This is a genomic window from Stenotrophomonas sp. GL_101 (genome assembly GCF_057835675.1).
The window spans coordinates 1,572,931-1,593,208 of sequence record NZ_CM174432.1; the positions used below are offsets into that span (position 1 = coordinate 1,572,931).

Consider the following 20,278-nt stretch of genomic DNA (forward strand, 5'->3'; position numbering starts at 1 on the left):
TCACTGCTCGTTGGCGTAGGGGTCATCGATGCCCAGCTCGGCCAGGATCTCGCGCTCCAGCTGTTCCATCGCCTCGGCCTCCTTGTCGTCCTCGTGGTCCCAGCCCAGCAGGTGCAGCACGCCGTGCACGGTCAGGTGTGCGTAGTGGGCGTTCAGTGCCTTGTCCTGCTCGTCGGCCTCGCGCGCCACCACCGGTGCGCAGATCACCAGGTCGCCCAGCAGCGGGAACTTGACGCCCTTGGGCAGCCCCTCGGGCAACTCGGCCGGAAAACTGAGCACGTTGGTGGCGTAGTCCTTGCCGCGATAATGGCGGTTCAGCGAATGGCCCTCCTTGGCATCGACCAGGCGGATGGCCAGGTCCGCTTCACGGATACGGCCCTTGAGGGCCGCGGCCACCCACTTGCGGAAGCTCACCGCCGAAGGCAGCCCGGCGCGGGGCAGGGCGTAGCTGACGGCTACATCGAGGCGGACGGGGCCCTTGGTCATGGCGATACCGGCAATTCAGATCAATCAGGAGGGCACAGTATCGCGCGTGTCGCCTTTCACTGCGACTTCCGCGCGTCGCGCCCCGGCTTACTCGGCGCCTGGCTTGAGCTGCTGCAGGTCGCGGCGGTCGTAGGCGCTGACGATGCGCGCCACCAGCGGGTGGCGAACCACGTCGCGGGCCTCGAAGAAGGTAAAGCTGACTCCGTCCACCTCGCGCAGCACCTCGACGGCGTCGCGCAGGCCGGATTTGACGTGCTTGGGCAGGTCGGTCTGGGTCAGGTCGCCGGTGACCACGGCGGTGGAGCCGAAGCCCAGCCGGGTCAGGAACATCTTCATCTGCTCCACGGTGGTGTTCTGCGCCTCGTCCAGGATCACGAACGCATCATTGAGCGTGCGGCCGCGCATGTAGGCCAGCGGTGCGATCTCGATGACGTTCTTTTCCAGCAGCTTGAGAACTTTCTCCACGCCCAGCATTTCATACAACGCGTCGTACAGCGGGCGCAGGTACGGATCCACTTTCTGGCTCAGGTCGCCGGGCAGGAACCCGAGTTTCTCGCCGGCTTCCACCGCCGGCCGCACCAGGATCAGGCGCTGTACGCGCGATTCGTTCAGCGCTTCCACCGCGCTGGCCACCGCCAGGAACGTCTTGCCGGTACCGGCCGGGCCAATGCCGAAATTGATGTCGTGGGTGGTGATCTGGTGCAGGTAGCTGGCCTGGTTGGCTCCCCGCCCGCGCACGGTGCCGCGCTTGACCTTGATGGTCACGTCCTGCGCCTCGTACGCGCGCTGCACCACGTGTTCGACGTTGGCCTGGTTCAGGCGCAGGTGCACGGCGTGGCTGTCGAAGCTGACCTCGCCGGCTTCGATATACAGCGCCTCGATCAGCTTCTGGGCTTCCTCGGCCACCCGCTGGGGGCCGGTCACGCGGAACACGTGGCCCCGGTTGGCGATTTCCACGCCGAGTTTGAGTTCGATCTGGCGCAGGTGCTCATCGAACGGGCCGGCCAGGTTGGCCAGGCGTTCGTTGTCTTCCGGTTCCAGGGTGAAGTCGCGTTGGGACAGTGCGGTCATTGCATCCGGCAGCCGTCGATCCAGGGACCGGGCCGCAAGCTGGGAAAGGAAGAACAGGGTAGCGCGCAGGTCCCGTACCCGCCACAGCGGCGGGGGTGTCCACACCCCGGTGCGGGGGCGTTCCCGGCGAACCGGTGGCTATCCATCGTCCGCCCTGGCCAGGCGGTGGGTCGCCGCGCAGGCGCTGTGTCTTGGCGCCAGGCGGGGTAGGAAGTTTCTGACTATGTCGTAGGGGTTTTTGCGGATGCCGTGAAAGCCACTCGGGTGAGTTACCATCCCGCTCAACCGCGGGGCCCTTGGGCAGGCCTGCTGGGCGGCGGAGTTTATCAACGGATAATGTACCTCGCCACGCACGCATTATCGCGTTGATTCTGGCGGGGCAAGGATGCGCACGCGGTCATGCCGGAGCTGTCGGCACGCCGGTTGCGTCGATGGATTCTGGACATGCCGGTCGGCCCGATGGCCGCCAATGGATGGGTACGATGCAGGATGCAGGCACGCTTTTTACCGCGTTGACCGGTGTGGTGGGCATGGAAGGCGAAAGCCGTCCGCACCGCCTGGCACTGGGCGATGACGCTTCGCTGCTGGTGGAGCGCTGGTGGGGGCACGAGCAGCTGTCCGACGGTTTTGAATGGTGGGTCGATGTACTGGCCCACGATGCCGGGCGCGACGTGGACGGCTGGCTGGGCACATCGGCCACCCTGTCTTCGCGCCAGGCCGGGGGCCACGACGTGGTGCGCAGCGGCCTGGTCCGCGAAGCGGCATGTGTCGCCGCCGATGGCGGGCTGGCGCGCTACCGGCTGTGCCTGGTGCCGTGGACCTGGGTGATGGGGCAGGGTCGCCATAGCCGGGTGTTCCAGGAACGCGCGTTGCTCGACATCCTGCAGGCGGTGTTTGACGGCTACGCTGCCCATGCCGCCTGGCGGGCCAGCGACGAAGTGGTGGAGTTCCTCGCCGCCGTGCCGCTTCGCAGCTACTGCGTGCAGTACCGCGAATCGGACCTGACGTTCATGCAGCGGCTGCTGGCCGAAGAGGGCCTGGGCTGGCGGATTGAAGAAGACGCAGAGGCACCGGCCGGGCATGTGCTGGTGATCTTTGCCGACAGCAGTGCGCAGCCGCAGGATTCCACCTCCGCACGGGACGGCGGCCTGCGCTTCCATCGTGCCGATGCCACCGAGGCCACCGACAGCGTGCTCACGCTGGGGCGTGCGCGCCGCATCGGCTTGACCCAGCTGGTGCTGGCCAGCGATGACTATGTATCGCGCCAGGGCCGGCAAGGGCAGACCCCGGTACTGTCTGCACAGCGAGGCGCTACCGTGCTGGAGTCCTATGCGCCGGCCGGTGCCTACGCCTTCGCCAACCGCGCCGCTGCGGACCATTACAGCCGCGTGGCCGCGCAGGCGCACGAGGCGCGCAGCGCCGCCTGGCTGGGCACCAGCACCGCCCCCAGCCTGCGTGCAGGCACCTGGGCCAACGTACGCCAGTGGCCGGCAACCGACCGCGGCGGCGCACCGGTGGTACTGGTGACACGTGTGCTGCACCACGGCAGCAACAACTTCCCGATGGCCGCACGCGAGGGCTTGCAGCAGCGCCTGGGCGATGCGTTGCCGGGCAGCGCCACCGATCCCGGCGTACACCTGCGCCATGCCGGGCTGCGCGCGCGCGCGGAGTCGCTGGGCTATGCCAATGCTTTCGATGGCGTGGACCGTGCCTGCCCATGGCGGCCAGCGCTTGAAGACGGCACCGGCCTGCGTCTGAATCCCCGTCCGTTGGCATCGGGCTACCAGACCGCGCGGGTGGTACCGGCCGACGGCAGTGACAGCGGCGAGGTGTCCTGCGACGACCTTGGCCGGATCAAGGTGCGTTTTCATTTCCAGGCCGATGGCAGCACTGATGACGGCAGCAGCTGGCTGCGCGTGGCACAGCGCTATGCCGGGCCCGGGGTGGGCGCCCAGTTCCTGCCGCGCGTGGGGCAGGAAGTGCTGGTCGCTTTCCTGGAGGGCGACATCGACCGGCCGCTGATCGTCGGTGCGCTCTACAACGGACGCGGCGAGGCGGGCGTCGCCGCCACCCCAGCCGGTGCCGCAGCGGATTCCGACCTGGGAAGCTACGCGCAGGCCGGCGACACCCGCAGCAGCGCCCAGGCCAACCTCGCCGGCGGCCATGCCCCGGCATGGCACGCAATGGGCGCGGGCGAAGACGCCCACCGCAATGCGGCCGCGCTGTGGGGCATCCAGTCCCGCGAATGGCATGGGCAGGGGCATTCACGGCTGTTGTTCGACGACAGCGACGGCCAGCTGCGCCTGCAGCTGGCCACCACCCACGCCAGCAGCCAGCTCAATCTGGGCCATCTGATTCACCAGGCAGACAACTTCCGAGGCAGCCTGCGGGGCGAAGGCAATGAACTACGCACCGACGCCTGGGGAGCGGTGCGCGCGCGCGCTGGCCTGTGGTTGAGCGCACAGTCGCATGCCGCCCAGGCCCCGGCGGGCGAAGCGGTGGCCCCCGCCGCGCTGCTGACCCAGCTGCGCGAGCTCGGCAAGGTCCAGGACCAGGCCGCCAACACGCACCGCAGCGTCGTGCTGGCAGGCAACACCGGCGTGGCCGGGCAGGCCGATGCGCCCGCGCCGCTGGCCAACCTGCTGCGCAGTACCCGCACCACGGTGGCCGGGAACGCGTTCGAGCGTGGCCGCGCCGATGCCGCCGACTATGCCAGCGACGCCGGCCAAGGGCGCCTGCCGCATACCGGCGAACCCACCCTGGGCCTGTCCGGCAGCGATGGCCTTGCCCAGGTGGCCGGGCAGAGCCTGCAATGGGCGGTCGGCGAGGTGCTGACCCTCGCCAGCGGGCAGGCCTCGGAGACGGTGGTGCTGGCCGACACCCGCCTGCATGGCGGCCAGGCCATTGGCGTACTGGCCGCCACCATGGGGACGCCTGCGGGCAACACCCTGAGCGTGGTGGCAGGGCTGGGCGAACTGGTGGTGCAGGCGCAGGACCAGTGCATCCTGGTGCAGGCCCGCGCCGGCCTGCGTGCGGCCAGCGCCTCGGCCGCGGTCGAACTGGCCGCGCCTACCACGGTGCACATCGCCACCGCCGGCGGTGCCAGCATCACCCTGGCCGGTGGCAACCTCACGGTGACCTGCCCGGGCAACATCACCGTGCATGCCGGCAGGAAGTCGTTCGTCGGCCCCACCAACCTCACCTATCCGCTGCCGACCATGCCGCGCAGCGAATCGCCCGACGTGCTGCCCAGCTTCGCCTTCCGCCTGCAGGATATTCCCGGCCCGCAGGGCATCGCGCTGGCCGGCCAGTCGTGGAAGATCGTGCGCACCCGCCAGTCGGCCAGCGATACCCCCGACAACCTGCATGCGGTCGATGCCGACCAGTGGGTGGAAGTACTCAAGGAAGGCAGCGCCGACGACGACGGCAAGGTCGCGCTGAGCGATACCGACTGCAAGGCGGTCTGGGATGCGGTGGCCCGTTTCCCCGGGCGCCTGTACCTGGTGCACGGCATCGACGCCATCCCGCTGCAGATGCGTCAGTTCAGCACCGGCCCGGGCGTGCGCGAGATCGTCGAAACGCTGGATGCCAACAACTACAGCAAGGACCTGCAGCACCTGCCCGACAGCGACGCGCTGCGCGCCATCCGCCACCGGGTCGAATACGAGTTCCAGTCCCTGCTGACCACCACGCCCAAACAGCGCAAGGAAATCTGAGCCATGGCCGACGGCACCACCACCAGCACCGTCGCGCGCAACGCGCTGACCTGCCAGTCCGGCCAGCTGGGCACCTCCAGCGGCGACTATTACGCGCCACCGGATCGCCAGTTCGCGCCGGTGCGGCATGGCAATGCGGTGCGGTCCTACACCGACGGACGGTCGGCCATGCATGCGATGGCCGAGGCGATCCGGGGCGCGCAGAAGTTCATCTTCATCGCCGATTGGCAGATGAACTTCGATACGGAGCTGACCGGGCGCGGGGATGGATCGCATCGCGGGCGGCTGAGCGAGCTGCTGTTCGATGCGATCAACGCGCGTGGCGTGGATGTGCGGGTGTTGCTGTATGACAGCGTGGAGGCGGCTGCGTACACCCATGAAAATGAGGCGCGCACCGCGCTGTACAAAATGCGGGACGACCGCACGTTGGGTAACGTGGAAGTAGGGCTGCACAACCCCGCCACGGGCCGGAAGGATGCCTTCAACATCGGTTTTTCCCACCACCAGAAGATCCTGGTGGTGGACGGCCGCATCGGGTTTGTCGGAGGACTCGATGTCGCGCACGGACGCTGGGATGACGGCAACTTCGACGTGGTCTGCGATCCATCACTTCACGTGATCAATGATCATTACAACAACAGCGTTTCAAAAGCACGCGGAATGACTGGGGACGAGCTGAAGCTCACTTACGACGCCCCGGACGACAGTCCAGACGCCGCTGGCCGGCTACGCCCAGGGTTTGCGCAGGCCTATCTTCCGGGTATGGCTATTGCGATGGACCGCATGCGTGAGCAGTGGGACAACGGCGCAGCGCTGGCCGAACTCCTGGACTACGCAGACAAGTTGGCGGTGCCCGATTGGTTGGAGAAGGAGGGCCTGAGGAAGCTGGCGGAGTATGTCGTTCCTGGCTACGGTCCGACGATGAAAATCGTGAGGACAGTGGCGGGCGTTCTGGATTCCATCCAGGTGAATCTTGACGCGGCCGAGCTTAAGTATGCCGAAGTAATTGCGGCTGCCAATCGCTCCGTGGACGAGGCAGCCAAAGGCAATGGTGGCGCTTCAGCGGATGCAGCGTTGCGAGCGGTGGAAGGATACTTGAGCATCAAGGCCAAGGATTTCGATGCATGGATGGCCGAAAAGCGTGCCACGGTAGAATCTACCTTGGGTACTGCCGGCAAGATCGTTGATCGGATTGGTGACTACGTCGAGAATCCCTCGGCGATAAGCGAGGACGTGGCAACCGCGCGGAAAGCGATTACCGATGCACTCAACCGTGCACTCGAAGCCTGGAAGTCATTTGAGACCTGGTTGAAAACCCCAGTGGGGCGGGAGCAGATGCTGCTCGACAGTGGTCGCCACGCGCGCATGCCCTGGCAGGATGTTCATGCGCGTCTTGAGGGGCCGGCGGTGTTCGATATCTGTCGAAATTTCATGCATCGATGGAATGCAATGATGTGGCAGAACCAGGGCGGCGATCGTGCAGGCGGCACCTACATCAGGGACAAAGTCAATAAAGGCATCGGGCAGGTCAACCGACTGCCGGGCGTTTCGCTTCCCGAACAGCGCACGTTCGCCCGAGGCCAGGAGTTGACTGCCTTGAACGACGCCTGGTTACAGGCCATGGGAGGAAGCACACTGTTCGGAGAGTTGGGCAGACCGGGGTCGGCCGGGAACATCAGCGTCCAGATCGTGCGCTCGTCTGGCACCGCCCTGCATTCCATGGAGAAAAAGGCCTGCGGAAAAGTTGGACTGGCGTTGGATGACGGCAGTTGCCTGACGTCCTACTGGGAACGCGACCAGCCCATGCACTCCATCCAGGATGCGATGCTGAACTGCATCGAGTCTGCCAAAGCGTATGTCTACATTGAGACGCAGTTCATGATTTCCGATTGTGGGTATTCCGATCGTGAGCCTGGGAATCGACTGGAAACGGTCATCCGCGGCGGCAGACGCGGGCCCTCCACGGATGCTGAGAAGAAGAAAGAGAAGAATGCCGGTCGGGTACTCGGCGCAACGCAGGGTGCAGCAGACAAGGTTTTGCCGGGCACGCCCGTGGCCGATATGCTCGCGTTCCAGCAGGGCGTGCGCTCGGCGGCACGCAATAAGCTCGTCCCGACCATTGCCGCGCGCATAAGCAAGGCGATCCGCAGCGGGCAGGCGTTCCACGTCTACATGACGTTGCCGGTCCATCCCGAAGGCAGCCTGTTGGATGGTGCCGTGCTCAAGCAGCATTACTGGGCACAACAGACCTTGCTGCGGGGGCGCGACAGCCTCATTCGCCGCATCTGCCGGGCGCTGGTTGCAAAACGGCTGGCGATTCGCGAGGAAAGCGTCTATGAGGAGGACATCCGCAAAGAGGTAGTTGCGGGCGGCTGGAAGGCCTACCTCACTGTCTTGAACTTGCGCAGCTACGGTGTGCTTAAGGATAAGAATCACGATCAGTACAAAAGCGCGCCGCCCACAACGGGCGGCAGCGCGGCAAGCCCGCCGTTGTATCTGGTTACCGAGCAATGCTATGTGCATTCCAAGTTACTGATCGTTGATGATGCGGTGGCGATCATTGGAAGCGCAAACTGCAATGACCGGAGTCTGGAAGGGACGGGCGACACCGAGATTGCCGCGGTGATCGTTGACAGGGACGCGCTATTGCTTGATCTTGGCAACGGCACGAAAGTGGCGACGCGCAAGTTCGCCCGTGACCTGCGAATCCAGCTGTGGAAGAAGTTCCTCGGCACGTCGATCCAGACCGGACGGCTGGCCGGTCGTGTCGATAAGCCACAGGGTTACACCGACGCCAGCGGCGGCGCGCATCACCCGCCGATGTCTCCCCAGTCGCACCCGGGGCTGGATCTTGATCGGCCGGCAGACCCTAAAACTGTGAGGTACATTCAAGATCTTGCTGCTGCGAACGCCGCCAGCTATGAGGAAGTCTTCACAAACGTGCCGCGAAACTCAATGGCTCGCTATGATGCGGTCTTCACGGGATTTGCGACTGCCGGCTGGAGTGAGGAGAAGAAGGCGGTACTCCGTTATCTTTACGCTCAACCGGCCGATCTGCAGGGTCCCTATATGGAGGTTGCGAGCACGATGAGCGGCGATGTCACCCAGACGGTAGGGCGCCACAACGTGGCCAAGGCGTTGTCCCGTCTCCGTAACGGTGGCGCTGGACAGGAGCCGGTCAAAGGCTTCTGGGTCACGATGCCGTTGGAATGGGGGCACGGCATGGATGATCCCTCGGCCGCCATGCCGGTCGAGTTGATCGCGTTGCAGACTCCCGATACCCCAGGGCGCTCGGACCAGGCCTTGGCGGCCACCGGTACGACGACCCTCCACCCAGGGCAGGAGCAGGCATGAGCGTGCCACGCAGGATCGGGGTGGTGGCGGCTGGCGTATTCGGCATCCTCGCCTTCAGCGCGAACGCCTGTACCGATCGGGCAGATCCGTTGGCATCCCCCGTAACAGGCGTGGAGCTGCGATTTGCGGCCACGGGCGCTGGACGCGTCTGGCTGGAGGCGCCACAGGTGCTCCCGGACGGCTCTCTCCGGCCCCCGCAATTGTTGCCTGCAGTCGCTGACATCCCGGCGGGGAAGTTCGACGCGCTGGGGGGGCGCGTACTGTTCCTTGAATCGGATGAAAAGGGCGGCAAGCGTTTGTGCCGTGCAGAAACCTGGGAAAGCCGCATCCACGATCCGCTCGCCCCTGCAATGCCTGACGGCTCGCTGGGAAAGTGGCAGAGCGATGGCGGCAAGCCGCAGGTGGTAGCGTATCGGGCGGGCGGCGTGCAGGAACGCAACCCGGTTTTGGCCACGCTGGCGCCGCACTATTTCCTCCGTTCCGCGGAAGCCTATTACTACGATCGTGCGGGGCATCTGGTCGAAGTGCGTCGACATGGCTCGGCGGAGATCAATACGCTCAAAGATCGCAGGCCGGTAAAGGTAGTCGGCGACGAGGTCGCTTACTGCATGGCCTACCAGGGAAGTCGGTTGATGCAGACCGCTGGCTTCGAGCACGCGGGTGGCTTTGTCAGCAGTTCCCAAGGCTTCGATTGCCATCGGCTCGAGGACGCGAAAGTCACCCTCACCCGCTATCGCTACAACGCCGACGGGACCGTCCTTGCCGAGCTGCGCACAAACGCCAGCATTGAAGTAGAGGACACCCTGTCTTCGACCACGCGGGACGCTCGCGCGCCAGATAGCGGAGAAGGGGCGGTGTGGCTGGCACCCACAGCAGGCGGTGGGGCGCGCCCCCGTGCGGTAGTCCAGTACTGGCCGGTCCACGGGCTTTCCGACCTCAGTACAGAGGACATGGACGCGTTCCAGAGCGATGCGCAGCCGTTGTACCAGGAACGCTCGCGGGATGGCAGCGCCACTTTGCGGTATCGCTTCCCCTCCCAGCCGGTCCCGCTTACCGTCATCGACACCCACTTCACCACGCTTGGCGGCTACGCGCGGCTGCGGACCTACCCGCACCGCAGCGGGATGCATATTACCGAGGTCTTCGACGCGGGCATGCGTGTGCCGCGGCAACGCCAATGGCGCAGCCTGGACCTGAACCGACAAGAGATGTTCGATGCAAGGGGTAAGCTCACCCGTGTGATTCACTATGGCGCGGCGCCCCGCGACGGCTATCAGGAAGACCTCAAGCGTTATGCAGAAAGTGGCGTCTTGAAGGTCACGCCGACCACCAGCGGCTACGCGAGCTACCGTGTGTACAACTACGATGCCACGGGCAAGGAGCACCTGGTGCTGGTCTGCTGGCAGCATGACGTGCCCAACAACACGCCGCTGCGTCACTTCCCCTGGTGGACACCAGGCCCTCAGCCCAAGCGCAGCAAGGAAGATGCGCTCATCTACGGCATGAAGAATGTCGCCAATCGCTGCGGTACACCAAGCGGAAAGATGTTGGTCGAGGGTCTTTCCCCGATCAACAAGTACATGGCAAAAACCTATGGCTATGACGTCGAAAAATTGAGCTATGGCGAAGAGCGCTGAGTGGACACGTGTCGCACCCGCTGATCTCGCCAGCCAAGCGCCTGTGCCCAAGGCCATTGGCACCCTCTCGCAGCACATGGAATCGGCCTCAAGGATGAGAAAGCAATGATCCCCCTCAGGCTCGCAGTCGTTGCCACACTCGGTATCCACGGGCTCCTGGTCGCACCGATTGCCAGCGCGTGCGCTGGCGATCCCGATGATCTGTTTGCCTCGCCGGTCATCCCGGAGAAGGGCAGCATCATCACCGCTGCGGTATCGGACGGTTTCGTGGCCCGGATCAACGGGTTCGGCACCGATGACAGCAACCAGCCGGTGCTGCCATCGGTTGACGTCCCCTACACCGTGCAGTCCAAGCCCACTACCCCGTTTGCAGAGGACGGCGGGGTTTTAGTTTTCCTGGAGCCGGTCGGCACCACCCAGCGGGTGTGCCGGGAAGAGCGATGGGAAAGGTCCGCAGACGGCGCAGTCGCGACGAAGGCGGGGAAGGGCGCAAGCAATCAGGATGCCGCCTTGCAGAAGGTGACCCACGGCTATTCCCTGGTCGCAGTCCGCGCCTATCGGTATGACCCCGCGGGCCGTCTGCTGGAGGTTCGTGACGTCGTAAGCGCCCAGGAATCCCCCAGTGCAACGCCGGCCTGGCTGGCTCCCCAGCCCGGGCTGGTGTTCTGCGCACGCTACGACCAGCAGGGGCGCATGCTGTGGTCTTCTGACAGTCTAAAAAGCGCGCGCCCTGCCTCCGCCGAGGTGCAATGCGCCGATTTCAGCGAGGACAACGCTGACTCGCGCCGGGTGGTCTATGCAGAAGATGGCAGCGTGCAGGCACTGCTCGATACCACGTCGTCCCCGCTGCCGGAGGGCTCGATGGTGGCGTTGGTCAGTCCGGATGGATATGACGATTCTGGCTGGGGTGGCAAAGCCACCTTCCTGTTGCCACCGAAGAAGGGCGTCGAGGCCATTCTCAACAGGGTCGACGCGCGCATCGCGCAGGGCCGTGGCTTGGCCTCGCTTTACACCAGCCTTGAGTCATTCGCTGCCGACGATGCGCAGCCGTTGTACCTGCAACGGCCCCAGGCAGGCAGCAGGTTCGCTCCCAAGGTGTATTACGAGTTCCCGGAAGGCGAGGTTCCTCTGTCCGCCGCCGCCACCGGCTTCTCCGCCCTTGCCGATCATCCGCGCATCCGTAGCTACGACTACGGGACGGAGGCGCGGGTGGGCGAAGTGTTCGGCGCGCACTCGCATGTCATGAAGCAACGTATATGGCGCTCCCGATTTGCCCGGCGGCAGGAGGATTACGACGCCGCCGGCCGTCTACGGCAGGTGGCGCAGTATGGCCAGGCATCCCCGCAGACATACGCCGAGGACCTCCACGCAGCAGGGCGCAACGCCGGCTTCAAACCGGGCCTGCTGGACACCGAATACCGCGTGTATCGTGTGGACAGAAAGGGCAGGGAAGCGCTCGTGTTTGCCTGCTGGGCGGGGGGGGCTGATGCCGATGGCAGCCCGCGTCAAACCCAGTGCGGCGGCCCGGATGGCAACGTTCTGGCCACCGGCAGCCGGGATATCGAAGCGTTGTTGCAGCAGACGTACGGCTGGTCTGTCAGGCGTTTGATTTACAGTCCGTTCTAACGCCGCACCGCGCTGCGTTCTGCCGGGTATCCACTGTCCATCGAGAGGATCGCGCATGAACATCGGCGACACCCGGAGCGATGCACCGCCTGCAGTGCGGCAGCGCCTTTCCCGCACCACCCGGGTCTCCTTGGTGCTGGGCATCGCAGGCCTGCTCGTCACCGCAGGGCTGGCCATTGCGGTGTGGGTGATCGAAGTGAATTGGCGCATTGCAGGCGTAGTGGGTACGGTCTTCTGGACCGTCCTGTCACTGCCCCTGGTGTTCGGTGTGGGCCTGCTGGCAGGTGTGGTTGCCTTGTTCCAGCGCGTGCCGCACGCGCGGCCGGCAACGCTGGGTATCGTCATGAACCTGGTGGGCCTGCTAGGGCTTTTCTTCATCGTCCAGGCATTGTTGGGCATGGCCATGAGCGCCGCGGTGACCGGAACGCAAAGCGCGCTGTCGGATCTGATGGACCTGCTACGGTGGATTTTTCCGCCGCAGTAGTACGCGCTTCAACCTCGATGCCTCGTCTTCACAGGCGCCCATGGTCGCGCGAGGCAACATGAATGGACCCGGTGCTGCCTGGAACCCCCTGATGCCGTCGCCCATCGTGTGCTCTCGCAGGATCGTGTTGTGCACGGTGGCGGCCCTGTTGTTCGCCGGTTGCCACGCTGCACCGCCCGAGGCATTGGGCACCCTGGAGTGGGACCGGATCACGGTACCGGCACCGGCCGCCGAAACCATCGTGGCGGTCTCGGTGGTCGAGGGCCAGCGTGTGCCGGCGGGCGCGCCGCTGCTGCAGTTGGAGACCACCCGCACGGCCGCGCAACTGGCGGCGTTGCAGGCGCAATCGCAACGTGCCGGGCAGGCGCTGGAGGAACTGGAACACGGGCCGCGGGTGGAGGACATCGCCCAGGCGCGGGCCAACCTGGCCGCCACACGTGCACAGGCGGCCGATGCAACGGCGTACTACGCACGCCTGCAACCGCTGGGGCGGCAGCGCCTGGTGGCCGCAGCGGATGTCGATCGTGCCCGCGCGGCAGCCGGCAACGCACAGGGTGTGGTGCACGCCGCCGAGCAGGCCTTGTTGGCGTTGGAACATGGCACACGCAGCGAACAGATCGGGCAGGGCGCGGCATCGCTGCAGGCCGCGCAGGCGCAGCAGGCCGAACAGGCGGTCAGCCTGGGCAAGCTGGCGTTGCTGGCACCGCGTGCGGGTGTGGTGGATGCCTTGCCCTATCGCCTGGGCGACCAGGCGCCGATCGGTGCGCCGCTGGCGGTGCTGCTGGTGGGCGACCATCCCTATGCGCGGGTGTACCTGTCCGCAACCCTGCGCCCCTCGGTAGCGGTGGGGCAGGTTGCCCAGGTGCACCTGCAGGGCCGTGAGGGCGCGTTGGCCGGTAAGGTGCGCGCAGTGCGCAGCGACCCGGTGTTCACCCCGTACTACGCGCTCACCGGTGAGGACGCGGCGCGCCTGAGCTACCTGGCCGAAATCGAACTGACCGATACCGACCTCGCCGCGATGGCACGGCTGCCGGCCGGCGTGCCGGTGCGGGTCACGTTCTGATGGCCACTGCCACGGTCGCGCCTGCCGACAACGGCGAGGAAGACCTGGCGATCCGTGTGCGCGGGCTGAGCAAGCGATTCGGTACCCTGCTCGCGGTGGACCATGTCGACCTGCGCGTACCGCGCGCCAACGTCTACGGCTTCCTGGGCCCGAACGGCTCGGGCAAGTCCACCACCATCCGCATGTTGTGTGGCCTGCTCACCCCCAGCGAGGGCGACATCGAGGTGCTCGGCCTGCGCATTCCCGAGCAGGCCGAGGCGCTGCGCCGGCGCATCGGCTACATGACCCAGCGCTTTTCCCTGTTTGAAGATCTTACCATCCGCGAAAACCTGGAGTTCCTTGCCGCGGTGCAGGACATCCCGCGCGCCAAGGCACGGCAGCGCATCGACGCGCTGGTCGAGCAGTACCATTTCCAGGACCGCCAGAAGCAGTTGGCCGGCACCCTCAGTGGCGGGCAGAAGCAGCGCCTGGCGCTGGCCGGTGCGGTGATCCAGCAGCCGGAGCTGTTGTTTCTGGACGAGCCCACCAGCGCGGTCGATCCCGAGTCGCGGCGCGATTTCTGGGAGAAGCTCTTCGACCTGGCCGATGCCGGTACCACCCTGCTGGTCTCCACCCACTACATGGACGAGGCCGAGCGCTGCCATCGGCTGGCGATCCTCGATCAGGGCGCGCTGGTCGCCGATGGCAGCCCGGCCGAGCTTACCGCCGCCCTGCACGGGCGCACGCTGGAGGTGAGCGCGCAGCAGCCGCGGCAGGCCCAGCGCCTGCTTGCGGGCCTGCCGGGGGTGCTCAGCGTGGCGCAGATCGGCAACACCCTGCGGGTGCTGTTGGCGCGCGAGGACGACGGGGAGGAGCGGGTCCGCCAAGCCCTGCGTGCGGGCGGGCAGGGTGCGGACGTCGCGCGGGTGGTGGCCAATCTGGAAGACGTGTTCGTGTCGGCCACGCGCGGGCGTGAGGATCCGGCCACCGCCGGCGCGCCGCGATGAGCCTGCGCCGGCTTTGGGCGATCGTGCTCAAAGAACTGCGCCAGATGCGCCGCGATCGCATCACCCTGGCGATGATCGTCGGTATCCCGGTCATGCAGCTGGTGCTGTTCGGCTATGCGATCAATCTCAACCTGCGGCATCTGGATACCGGTATCGCCGACCAGGCCGATACCTCGGCGTCGCGCGCGCTGTTGATGGACATGGTCGCCACCGGTGTGATCACCCCGATCCTGCGCGTGGACACGCCAGAGCAGTTGATGCAGGCGCTGCGCGAGGGACGGATCAGCATCGGCGTGGTGGTGCCGCCGGACTTCGAGCGGCGTCGCTTCGAAGGGCGCGAGGCGGTGCAGGTGCTGGTCGATGGCAGCGACACCGTGGTGCAGAGTGCAGCGGTGCAGTTGGCGCAGGTGCCGCTGGACACCCAGCCGCAACGCAATGACCGGCCGCTGCGCACCGGTGCGATCGGCAGCGCGGGGCAGATCAGCGTGGTGGCGTTCTACAACCCGCAGCGGCGCTCGGCGATCAACATCGTCCCGGGCCTGATCGGCATCATCCTGACCATGACCATGGTGATGTTCACCGCCGTGGCGATCGTGCGCGAGCGCGAGCGCGGCAACATGGAACTGTTGATCGCCACGCCGTTGACCCGCAGCGAACTGATGATCGGCAAGGTGCTGCCGTATGCGGTGATCGGGCTGGTCCAGACCACCCTGGTGCTGTTGCTGGGCATGTGGTTGTTCCAGGTGCCGGTACGCGGCAGCGTACTGGATGTCTACCTGGCGGCGATGCTGCTGATCACCGCCAACCTGGCCTTGGGCCTGCTGATATCGACCAAGGCGCAGTCGCAGTTCCAGGCCATGCAGATGACGATGTTCGTGTTCCTGCCGTCGATCCTGCTGTCCGGTTTCATGTTCCCGTTCGCCGGCATGCCCCGGGTGGTGCAATGGCTGGCCGAGGTGCTGCCGCTCACCCATTTCCTGCGCCTGGTACGCGGGATCATGCTGCGCGGCGCGCGTTGGTGGGAGATGTGGCCGGAGGTGCTGGCGCTGCTGGCCTTCATCGTGGTGATGATGACCCTGGCGATCGTGCGGTTCCGCAAGCGGTTGGATTGACGCCCATGCCGACCAACGGTCGGCATCTACCGGGGGATGTGCCGGGGCGATGGGCATGCCGACCGGGGGCATGTGCGTGCCCTGGTAGGTGCCGACCGTTGGTCGGCACGCTGTCAGGCCACAGCCATCCGTGCGCGCAGCGAATTGCTGTAGGCCTCGGTGATCACCACATCCACGAACTGGCCAATCAGGCGTGGGTGGCCGGGGAAATTCACCGAGCGCATGTTCTCGCTCTTGCCGGTCAACTCGTTCGGATCGCGCTTGGACGGGCCTTCGACCAGCACGGTCTGCACGGTGCCGACCATCCTGGCGGAGATCGCCGCGGCCTGTTCGTTGATCCGCGCCTGCAGGCGCGACAGCCGTGCGTGCTTTTCGGCATCGCTGATCGTGTCTTCAAGATCCGCTGCCGGGGTACCCGGGCGGCGCGAATAGATGAAGGAGAAGCTGTGGTCGAACCCGATGTCCTCGATCAGCTTCATGGTCTTCTCGAAATCGGCGTCGGTCTCGCCGGGGAAGCCGACGATGAAATCCGAGCTGATCGAGATGTCCGGGCGGACCGCGCGCAGCTTGCGGATCTTGGCCTTGAACTCCAGCGCGGTGTAACCGCGCTTCATCGCCGACAACACCCGGTCGCTGCCGGCCTGCACCGGCAGGTGCAGGAAATTGGCCAGCTGCGGCACATCGCGGTACGCATCCACCAGCGAATCGCTGAACTCCAGCGGGTGCGAGGTGGTGAAGCGGATCCGGCCGACCCCGTCGAGCTCGGCGATGGTGCGGATCAGCAGGCCGAGATCGGCGAACTCCCCCTCGCCATACGGGCCACGGTAGGCATTGACGTTCTGGCCCAGCAGGTTGATCTCGCGCACGCCCTGCGCGGCCAGCTGCGCCGCTTCCACCACCACGTCCTCGAACGGGCGGCTGACCTCGGTGCCGCGGGTATAGGGCACCACGCAGAACGAGCAGTACTTGGAGCAGCCTTCCATGATCGACACGAACGCCGACCCGCCCTCGGCACGCGGCTCGGGCAGGCGGTCGAACTTCTCGATCTCCGGGAAGCTGATGTCCACCTGCGACTTGCCCGATTCACGGCGCTGACGGATCAGCTCCGGCAGCCGGTGCAGGGTCTGCGGCCCGAATACCAGGTCCACATGCGGAGCGCGCTTGATGATGGCCTCGCCTTCCTGGGATGCCACGCAGCCGCCCACGCCGATGATCACGTCGCGGCCGTTGTTCTTGAGCGCCTTCCAGTAACCCAGCTGGCTGAACACCTTCTCCTGCGCTTTTTCGCGGATCGAGCAGGTGTTCATCAGCAGTACGTCGGCTTCGGCCGGATCATCGGTCAGCTCCAGCCCTTCCTCGGCGGCGAGCACGTCGGCCATCTTGGTCGAGTCGTACTCGTTCATCTGGCAACCGTGGGTCTTGATGTACAGCTTGCCGCGTACCGGCCCGCTCACCTGCGGCCTGGCGCCGGGCAAGGGAATCAGGTCGGGGCGGGGCGAAGAGGTGGCAGGGGCAGAGGCAGGCAAGGCGGAGCCGGCCGAAGTCGGCGCGGTCGTAGCTGGCGTCCCGGTCATGGCGCTTATTCCAGTCGGGTGGGCGGGCGTGCAGCCGGGTGGCTGCGATGAGCCGCCTATTGTATGCCCGAAGCCGCTGCCGGGCCGGTTCAGGGCCAGGCCCCCCTTGGCAACCCTCCCCGAAGTTGCAACACTCGCGCCCATGAAGGGGATCTTGGGGATCTGTGCGCTGGCCTTGGCTGCGCTGACCGCGCTGCCGGCCAGTGCGGGCACGCTGTACAAGTGTGTCGGCGCCGATGGCATCCCCAGCTATGTCAGCAAGCGCGTCTCCGGTGCCAGCTGCAGCGTGGTCAGCAACTACCGTCCCGACCGCAGCGCGCCGCGCCGTCAGGTGGCGCCGCCAGTACCAGCGCCGGCCCCGGTACCCGCAGTGGCCGTCGCCGCCGCCAGCCTGGCCCGGTCAGACGGCGCCGGGGTCGGGACTGCCTTGACCGCCAACGCCCCGGTCCAGCCGGCAACCGTGCTCACCGCGCCGTCGGCCCCCGTTGCACGGCCCGGCAAGGCCCAGCGCGTGGTCACCGGCCAGGTCTATTCCTATATGAAGGACGGGGTGCGCCATTACACCAGCGCCCGCCCGGCGCAGATGGCCAGCCTGGGCCAGGTCCGCACCATCCATTACAGCTTCATCGAGCGCTGCTACGCCTGCGGCGCCAACCCGGGCGTCAATTTCGGCTCGGTGCGGCTCAATACCACCGCCTTCCAGGCCGAGATCGCCGCCGCCGCCCGCGAGTTCGGCGTGGAAGAGGCGGTGGTCCGCGCCATCATCCATGCCGAGTCGGCCTACAACCCCACCGCGCTGAGTCGTGCCGGCGCACAGGGCCTGATGCAGCTGATGCCGCCGACCGCGCGCCGCTTCGGCGTCACCGATTCCTATGACGCCGCGCAGAACATCCGCGGTGGCGTGCAGTATCTGTCCTGGCTGCTCAAGCGCTTCAATGGCAACCTCACCCTGGCCGCGGCGGGGTACAACGCAGGCGAGGGGGCGGTAGACCGCCACGGTGGCGTACCGCCCTACAGCGAGACCCAGTACTACGTGAAACGGGTGGCGCAGCTGGCCGACCGCTATCGCGGCGCGCAGGCCAGTACCCAATGATCCATCGCACCCATGGCGCCGGCGGCCGCAAATGCCGTAATGTCTGTCTGTAGTGTTGTTCCGTAGTAACGCGTTGTGTGGCCGACTTCGGTTCAGCTACACTCGTGACTGATTCAATGTGGACTGGCCCCCACCGGTCCACTGGCAGCCTCTAGCTACCTAAATCTATATCGGAGTGCCGGATGGCCAACGATGGGGTAAACGATCCAGTCAACACCGGACGTCGACGATTCCTTTCAGCAACCACTGCGGTGGTCGGAGCGGTCGGCGTCGGATTTGCAGCGGTACCGTTCATCAAGTCCTGGAATCCCAGTGCCCGCGCCAAACTGGCCGGTGCCCCTGTGATTGCCGATATCAGTGCATTGCAGGAAGGCCAGCGTCTGGTCATGGAGTGGCGTGGCCAGCCGATCTGGATCGTCAAGCGCTCCAAGGCCATCCTGGAAGCGCTGCACGGCCTGGACGGGCGGCTGAAGGACCCCGAGTCCGGCGAAAAGGACCAGCAGCCCGAGTACGTGCTCAAGCAGAATCCCGAATTCCGGTCGATCAAGTCCGATGTGTCGGTGCTGGTCGGGCTGTGCACGCACCTGGGCTGCTCGCCGGAAATGGTGGCCGAGATCCGGCCCGAGCCCTATGACCCACAGTGGAAGGGCGGCTATTTCTGCCCCTGCCACAAATCCCGCTTCGACATGTCTGGTCGCGTGTTCAAGGATGTTCCGGCGCCGATCAACCTGCTGGTGCCGCCGCACCATTACCAGGACGACAACACCATCATCATCGGCGTTGACCCGCAGGGGGCGGCTTGAGCATGGCCAACATCCTTACCCGCACCGCCACCGGCGTCGCCGACTGGGTCAATGCCCGCGCGCCCGGCCTGATGCCGGTATACCGCAAGCATGTCAGCGAGTACTACGCGCCGAAGAACTTCAATATCTGGTACTACTTCGGCTCGCTCGCGCTGCTGATCCTGGTCAACCAGATCGTCACCGGCATCTTCCTGACCATGCACTACAAGACGAACGCCGCCGAAGCGTTCGCCTCCATCGAATACATCATGCGTGATGTCGAATGGGGTTGGCTGATCCGTTACATGCACTCCACCGGGGCCTCGCTGTTCTTCATCGTGGTCTACCTGCACATGTTCCGCGGCCTGCTCTACGGCAGTTACCAGAAGCCGCGCGAGCTGGTGTGGATCCTTGGCATGCTGATCTACCTGGTGCTGATGGCCGAAGCCTTCATGGGCTACGTGCTGCCTTGGGGCCAGATGTCGTTCTGGGGAGCCAAGGTGATCATCTCGCTGTTCGGCGCCATCCCGGTGATCGGCAACGGGCTGACCGAGTGGATCATGGGCGACTACCTGCCCAGCGACGCCACCCTCAACCGCTTCTTCGCCCTGCACGTGATCGCCCTGCCGCTGGTGCTGCTGTTGCTGGTGGTGCTGCACCTGGGCGCGCTGCACGAGGTGGGTTCCAACAACCCCGACGGCGTGGAGATCAAGAAGGGCCCCAAGGGCAACCGCTGGTCGGCCACCGCGCCCACCGACGGCATCCCGTTCCACCCGTATTACACGCTCAAGGATGGGGTGGGCGCCGGCTTCCTGCTGGTCATCGCGGCCTTCATCATCTTCTTCGCACCGGCCTTCGGTGGCCTGTTCCTGGAGCACGACAACTTCACCGAGGCCAACCGCCTGGTCACCCCCGAGCACATCAAGCCGGTGTGGTACTACACGCCGTACTACGCGATGTTGCGGGTGGTGCCCAACAAGCTGGGGGGCGTGCTGGTGATGTTCTCGGCGATCGCCATCCTGTTCCTGGTGCCGTGGCTGGATCGGGCGCGGGTCAAGTCCTACCGCTACCGGGGCGTGCTGTCGCGGGTGCTGCTGGGGGTATTCGCGGTGTGCTTCGTCTGGCTGGGCGTGATCGGTTCCGGCCCGGGCACCGATGCGCACGAGACCTACGTCGGCCGCGTGCTGACCTTCCTGTACTTCGCCTTCTTCATCACCATGCCGATATGGACCAGGCTGGACAGGACCAAACCGGTACCGGATCGGGTGACCACGCATGACTGACCACTGGATTG

Annotated in this window: 14 protein-coding genes; 11 read left to right on the plus strand and 3 right to left on the minus strand. The window is 65.8% G+C overall.

Translation table 11 applies throughout. The features are described from left to right. Together ybeY and AC3IR9_RS07020 are read right to left on the minus strand one after the other, a co-directional pair. Entirely contained in the window at positions 1-486 is a 486-nt protein-coding gene (ybeY, locus tag AC3IR9_RS07015) for an rRNA maturation RNase YbeY (protein ID WP_489294970.1), read from the minus strand. An 87-nt stretch (positions 487-573) separates the two neighbouring features. Then, complete coding sequence (locus tag AC3IR9_RS07020) at positions 574-1,557, minus strand: PhoH family protein (RefSeq protein ID WP_489294971.1); 984 nt, start codon at positions 1,555-1,557, stop codon at positions 574-576. A gap of 431 nt (positions 1,558-1,988) precedes the next feature. On the opposite strand from AC3IR9_RS07020, the gene AC3IR9_RS07025 reads away from it, so the two are divergent. From AC3IR9_RS07025 to AC3IR9_RS07060, 8 genes are all read left to right on the plus strand, one after another. Continuing rightward, on the plus strand, positions 1,989-5,273 hold the full coding sequence (locus tag AC3IR9_RS07025) for a type VI secretion system Vgr family protein (protein ID WP_489294972.1): 3,285 nt from the start codon (positions 1,989-1,991) through the stop codon (positions 5,271-5,273). Positions 5,274-5,276: 3 nt separating this feature from the next. Then, positions 5,277-8,627 carry a phospholipase D-like domain-containing protein gene (locus tag AC3IR9_RS07030; RefSeq protein ID WP_489294974.1) on the plus strand — a complete coding sequence of 1,117 codons (3,351 nt, stop codon included), beginning with the start codon at positions 5,277-5,279 and terminating at the stop codon, positions 8,625-8,627. Beyond that, complete coding sequence (locus tag AC3IR9_RS07035; RefSeq protein ID WP_489294975.1) at positions 8,624-10,264, plus strand: hypothetical protein; 1,641 nt, start codon at positions 8,624-8,626, stop codon at positions 10,262-10,264. Before AC3IR9_RS07030 ends, AC3IR9_RS07035 begins: the two co-directional genes overlap by 4 nt. Positions 10,265-10,369: 105 nt before the next feature. Beyond that, a complete protein-coding gene (locus AC3IR9_RS07040; protein ID WP_489294976.1) occupies positions 10,370-11,890 on the plus strand; it encodes a hypothetical protein in 1,521 nt (506 codons plus the stop codon). A gap of 55 nt (positions 11,891-11,945) precedes the next feature. Then, positions 11,946-12,374 carry a hypothetical protein gene (locus tag AC3IR9_RS07045; RefSeq protein ID WP_489294978.1) on the plus strand — a complete coding sequence of 143 codons (429 nt, stop codon included), beginning with the start codon at positions 11,946-11,948 and terminating at the stop codon, positions 12,372-12,374. Positions 12,375-12,465: 91 nt separating this feature from the next. Then, a complete protein-coding gene (locus AC3IR9_RS07050; protein WP_489294979.1) occupies positions 12,466-13,437 on the plus strand; it encodes an HlyD family secretion protein in 972 nt (323 codons plus the stop codon). Further along, a complete protein-coding gene (locus AC3IR9_RS07055; protein ID WP_489294980.1) occupies positions 13,437-14,423 on the plus strand; it encodes an ABC transporter ATP-binding protein in 987 nt (328 codons plus the stop codon). Before AC3IR9_RS07050 ends, AC3IR9_RS07055 begins: the two co-directional genes overlap by 1 nt. Beyond that, on the plus strand, positions 14,420-15,535 hold the full coding sequence (locus AC3IR9_RS07060; RefSeq protein WP_489294982.1) for an ABC transporter permease: 1,116 nt from the start codon (positions 14,420-14,422) through the stop codon (positions 15,533-15,535). Before AC3IR9_RS07055 ends, AC3IR9_RS07060 begins: the two co-directional genes overlap by 4 nt. Before the next feature lie 113 nt (positions 15,536-15,648). Here AC3IR9_RS07060 and miaB read toward each other — a convergent pair whose 3' ends face one another. Beyond that, on the minus strand, positions 15,649-17,109 hold the full coding sequence (gene miaB, locus AC3IR9_RS07065) for a tRNA (N6-isopentenyl adenosine(37)-C2)-methylthiotransferase MiaB (protein ID WP_489294983.1): 1,461 nt from the start codon (positions 17,107-17,109) through the stop codon (positions 15,649-15,651). A 142-nt stretch (positions 17,110-17,251) separates the two neighbouring features. Between miaB and AC3IR9_RS07070 the strand changes: the two genes are divergently transcribed. The 3 genes from AC3IR9_RS07070 (at position 17,252) to AC3IR9_RS07080 (ending at position 20,267) form a co-directional block, all read left to right on the plus strand. After that, positions 17,252-18,202, plus strand: a complete 951-nt coding sequence (locus tag AC3IR9_RS07070; protein WP_489294984.1) for a lytic transglycosylase domain-containing protein — start codon at positions 17,252-17,254, stop codon at positions 18,200-18,202. A gap of 182 nt (positions 18,203-18,384) precedes the next feature. After that, on the plus strand, positions 18,385-19,005 hold the full coding sequence (gene petA, locus AC3IR9_RS07075; protein WP_489294985.1) for a ubiquinol-cytochrome c reductase iron-sulfur subunit: 621 nt from the start codon (positions 18,385-18,387) through the stop codon (positions 19,003-19,005). Positions 19,006-19,007: 2 nt separating this feature from the next. Next, positions 19,008-20,267: a cytochrome b gene (locus AC3IR9_RS07080; RefSeq protein WP_489294986.1), complete on the plus strand. Its 1,260-nt coding sequence runs from the start codon at positions 19,008-19,010 to the stop codon at positions 20,265-20,267. The last annotated feature ends 11 nt before the right edge of the window (positions 20,268-20,278 follow it).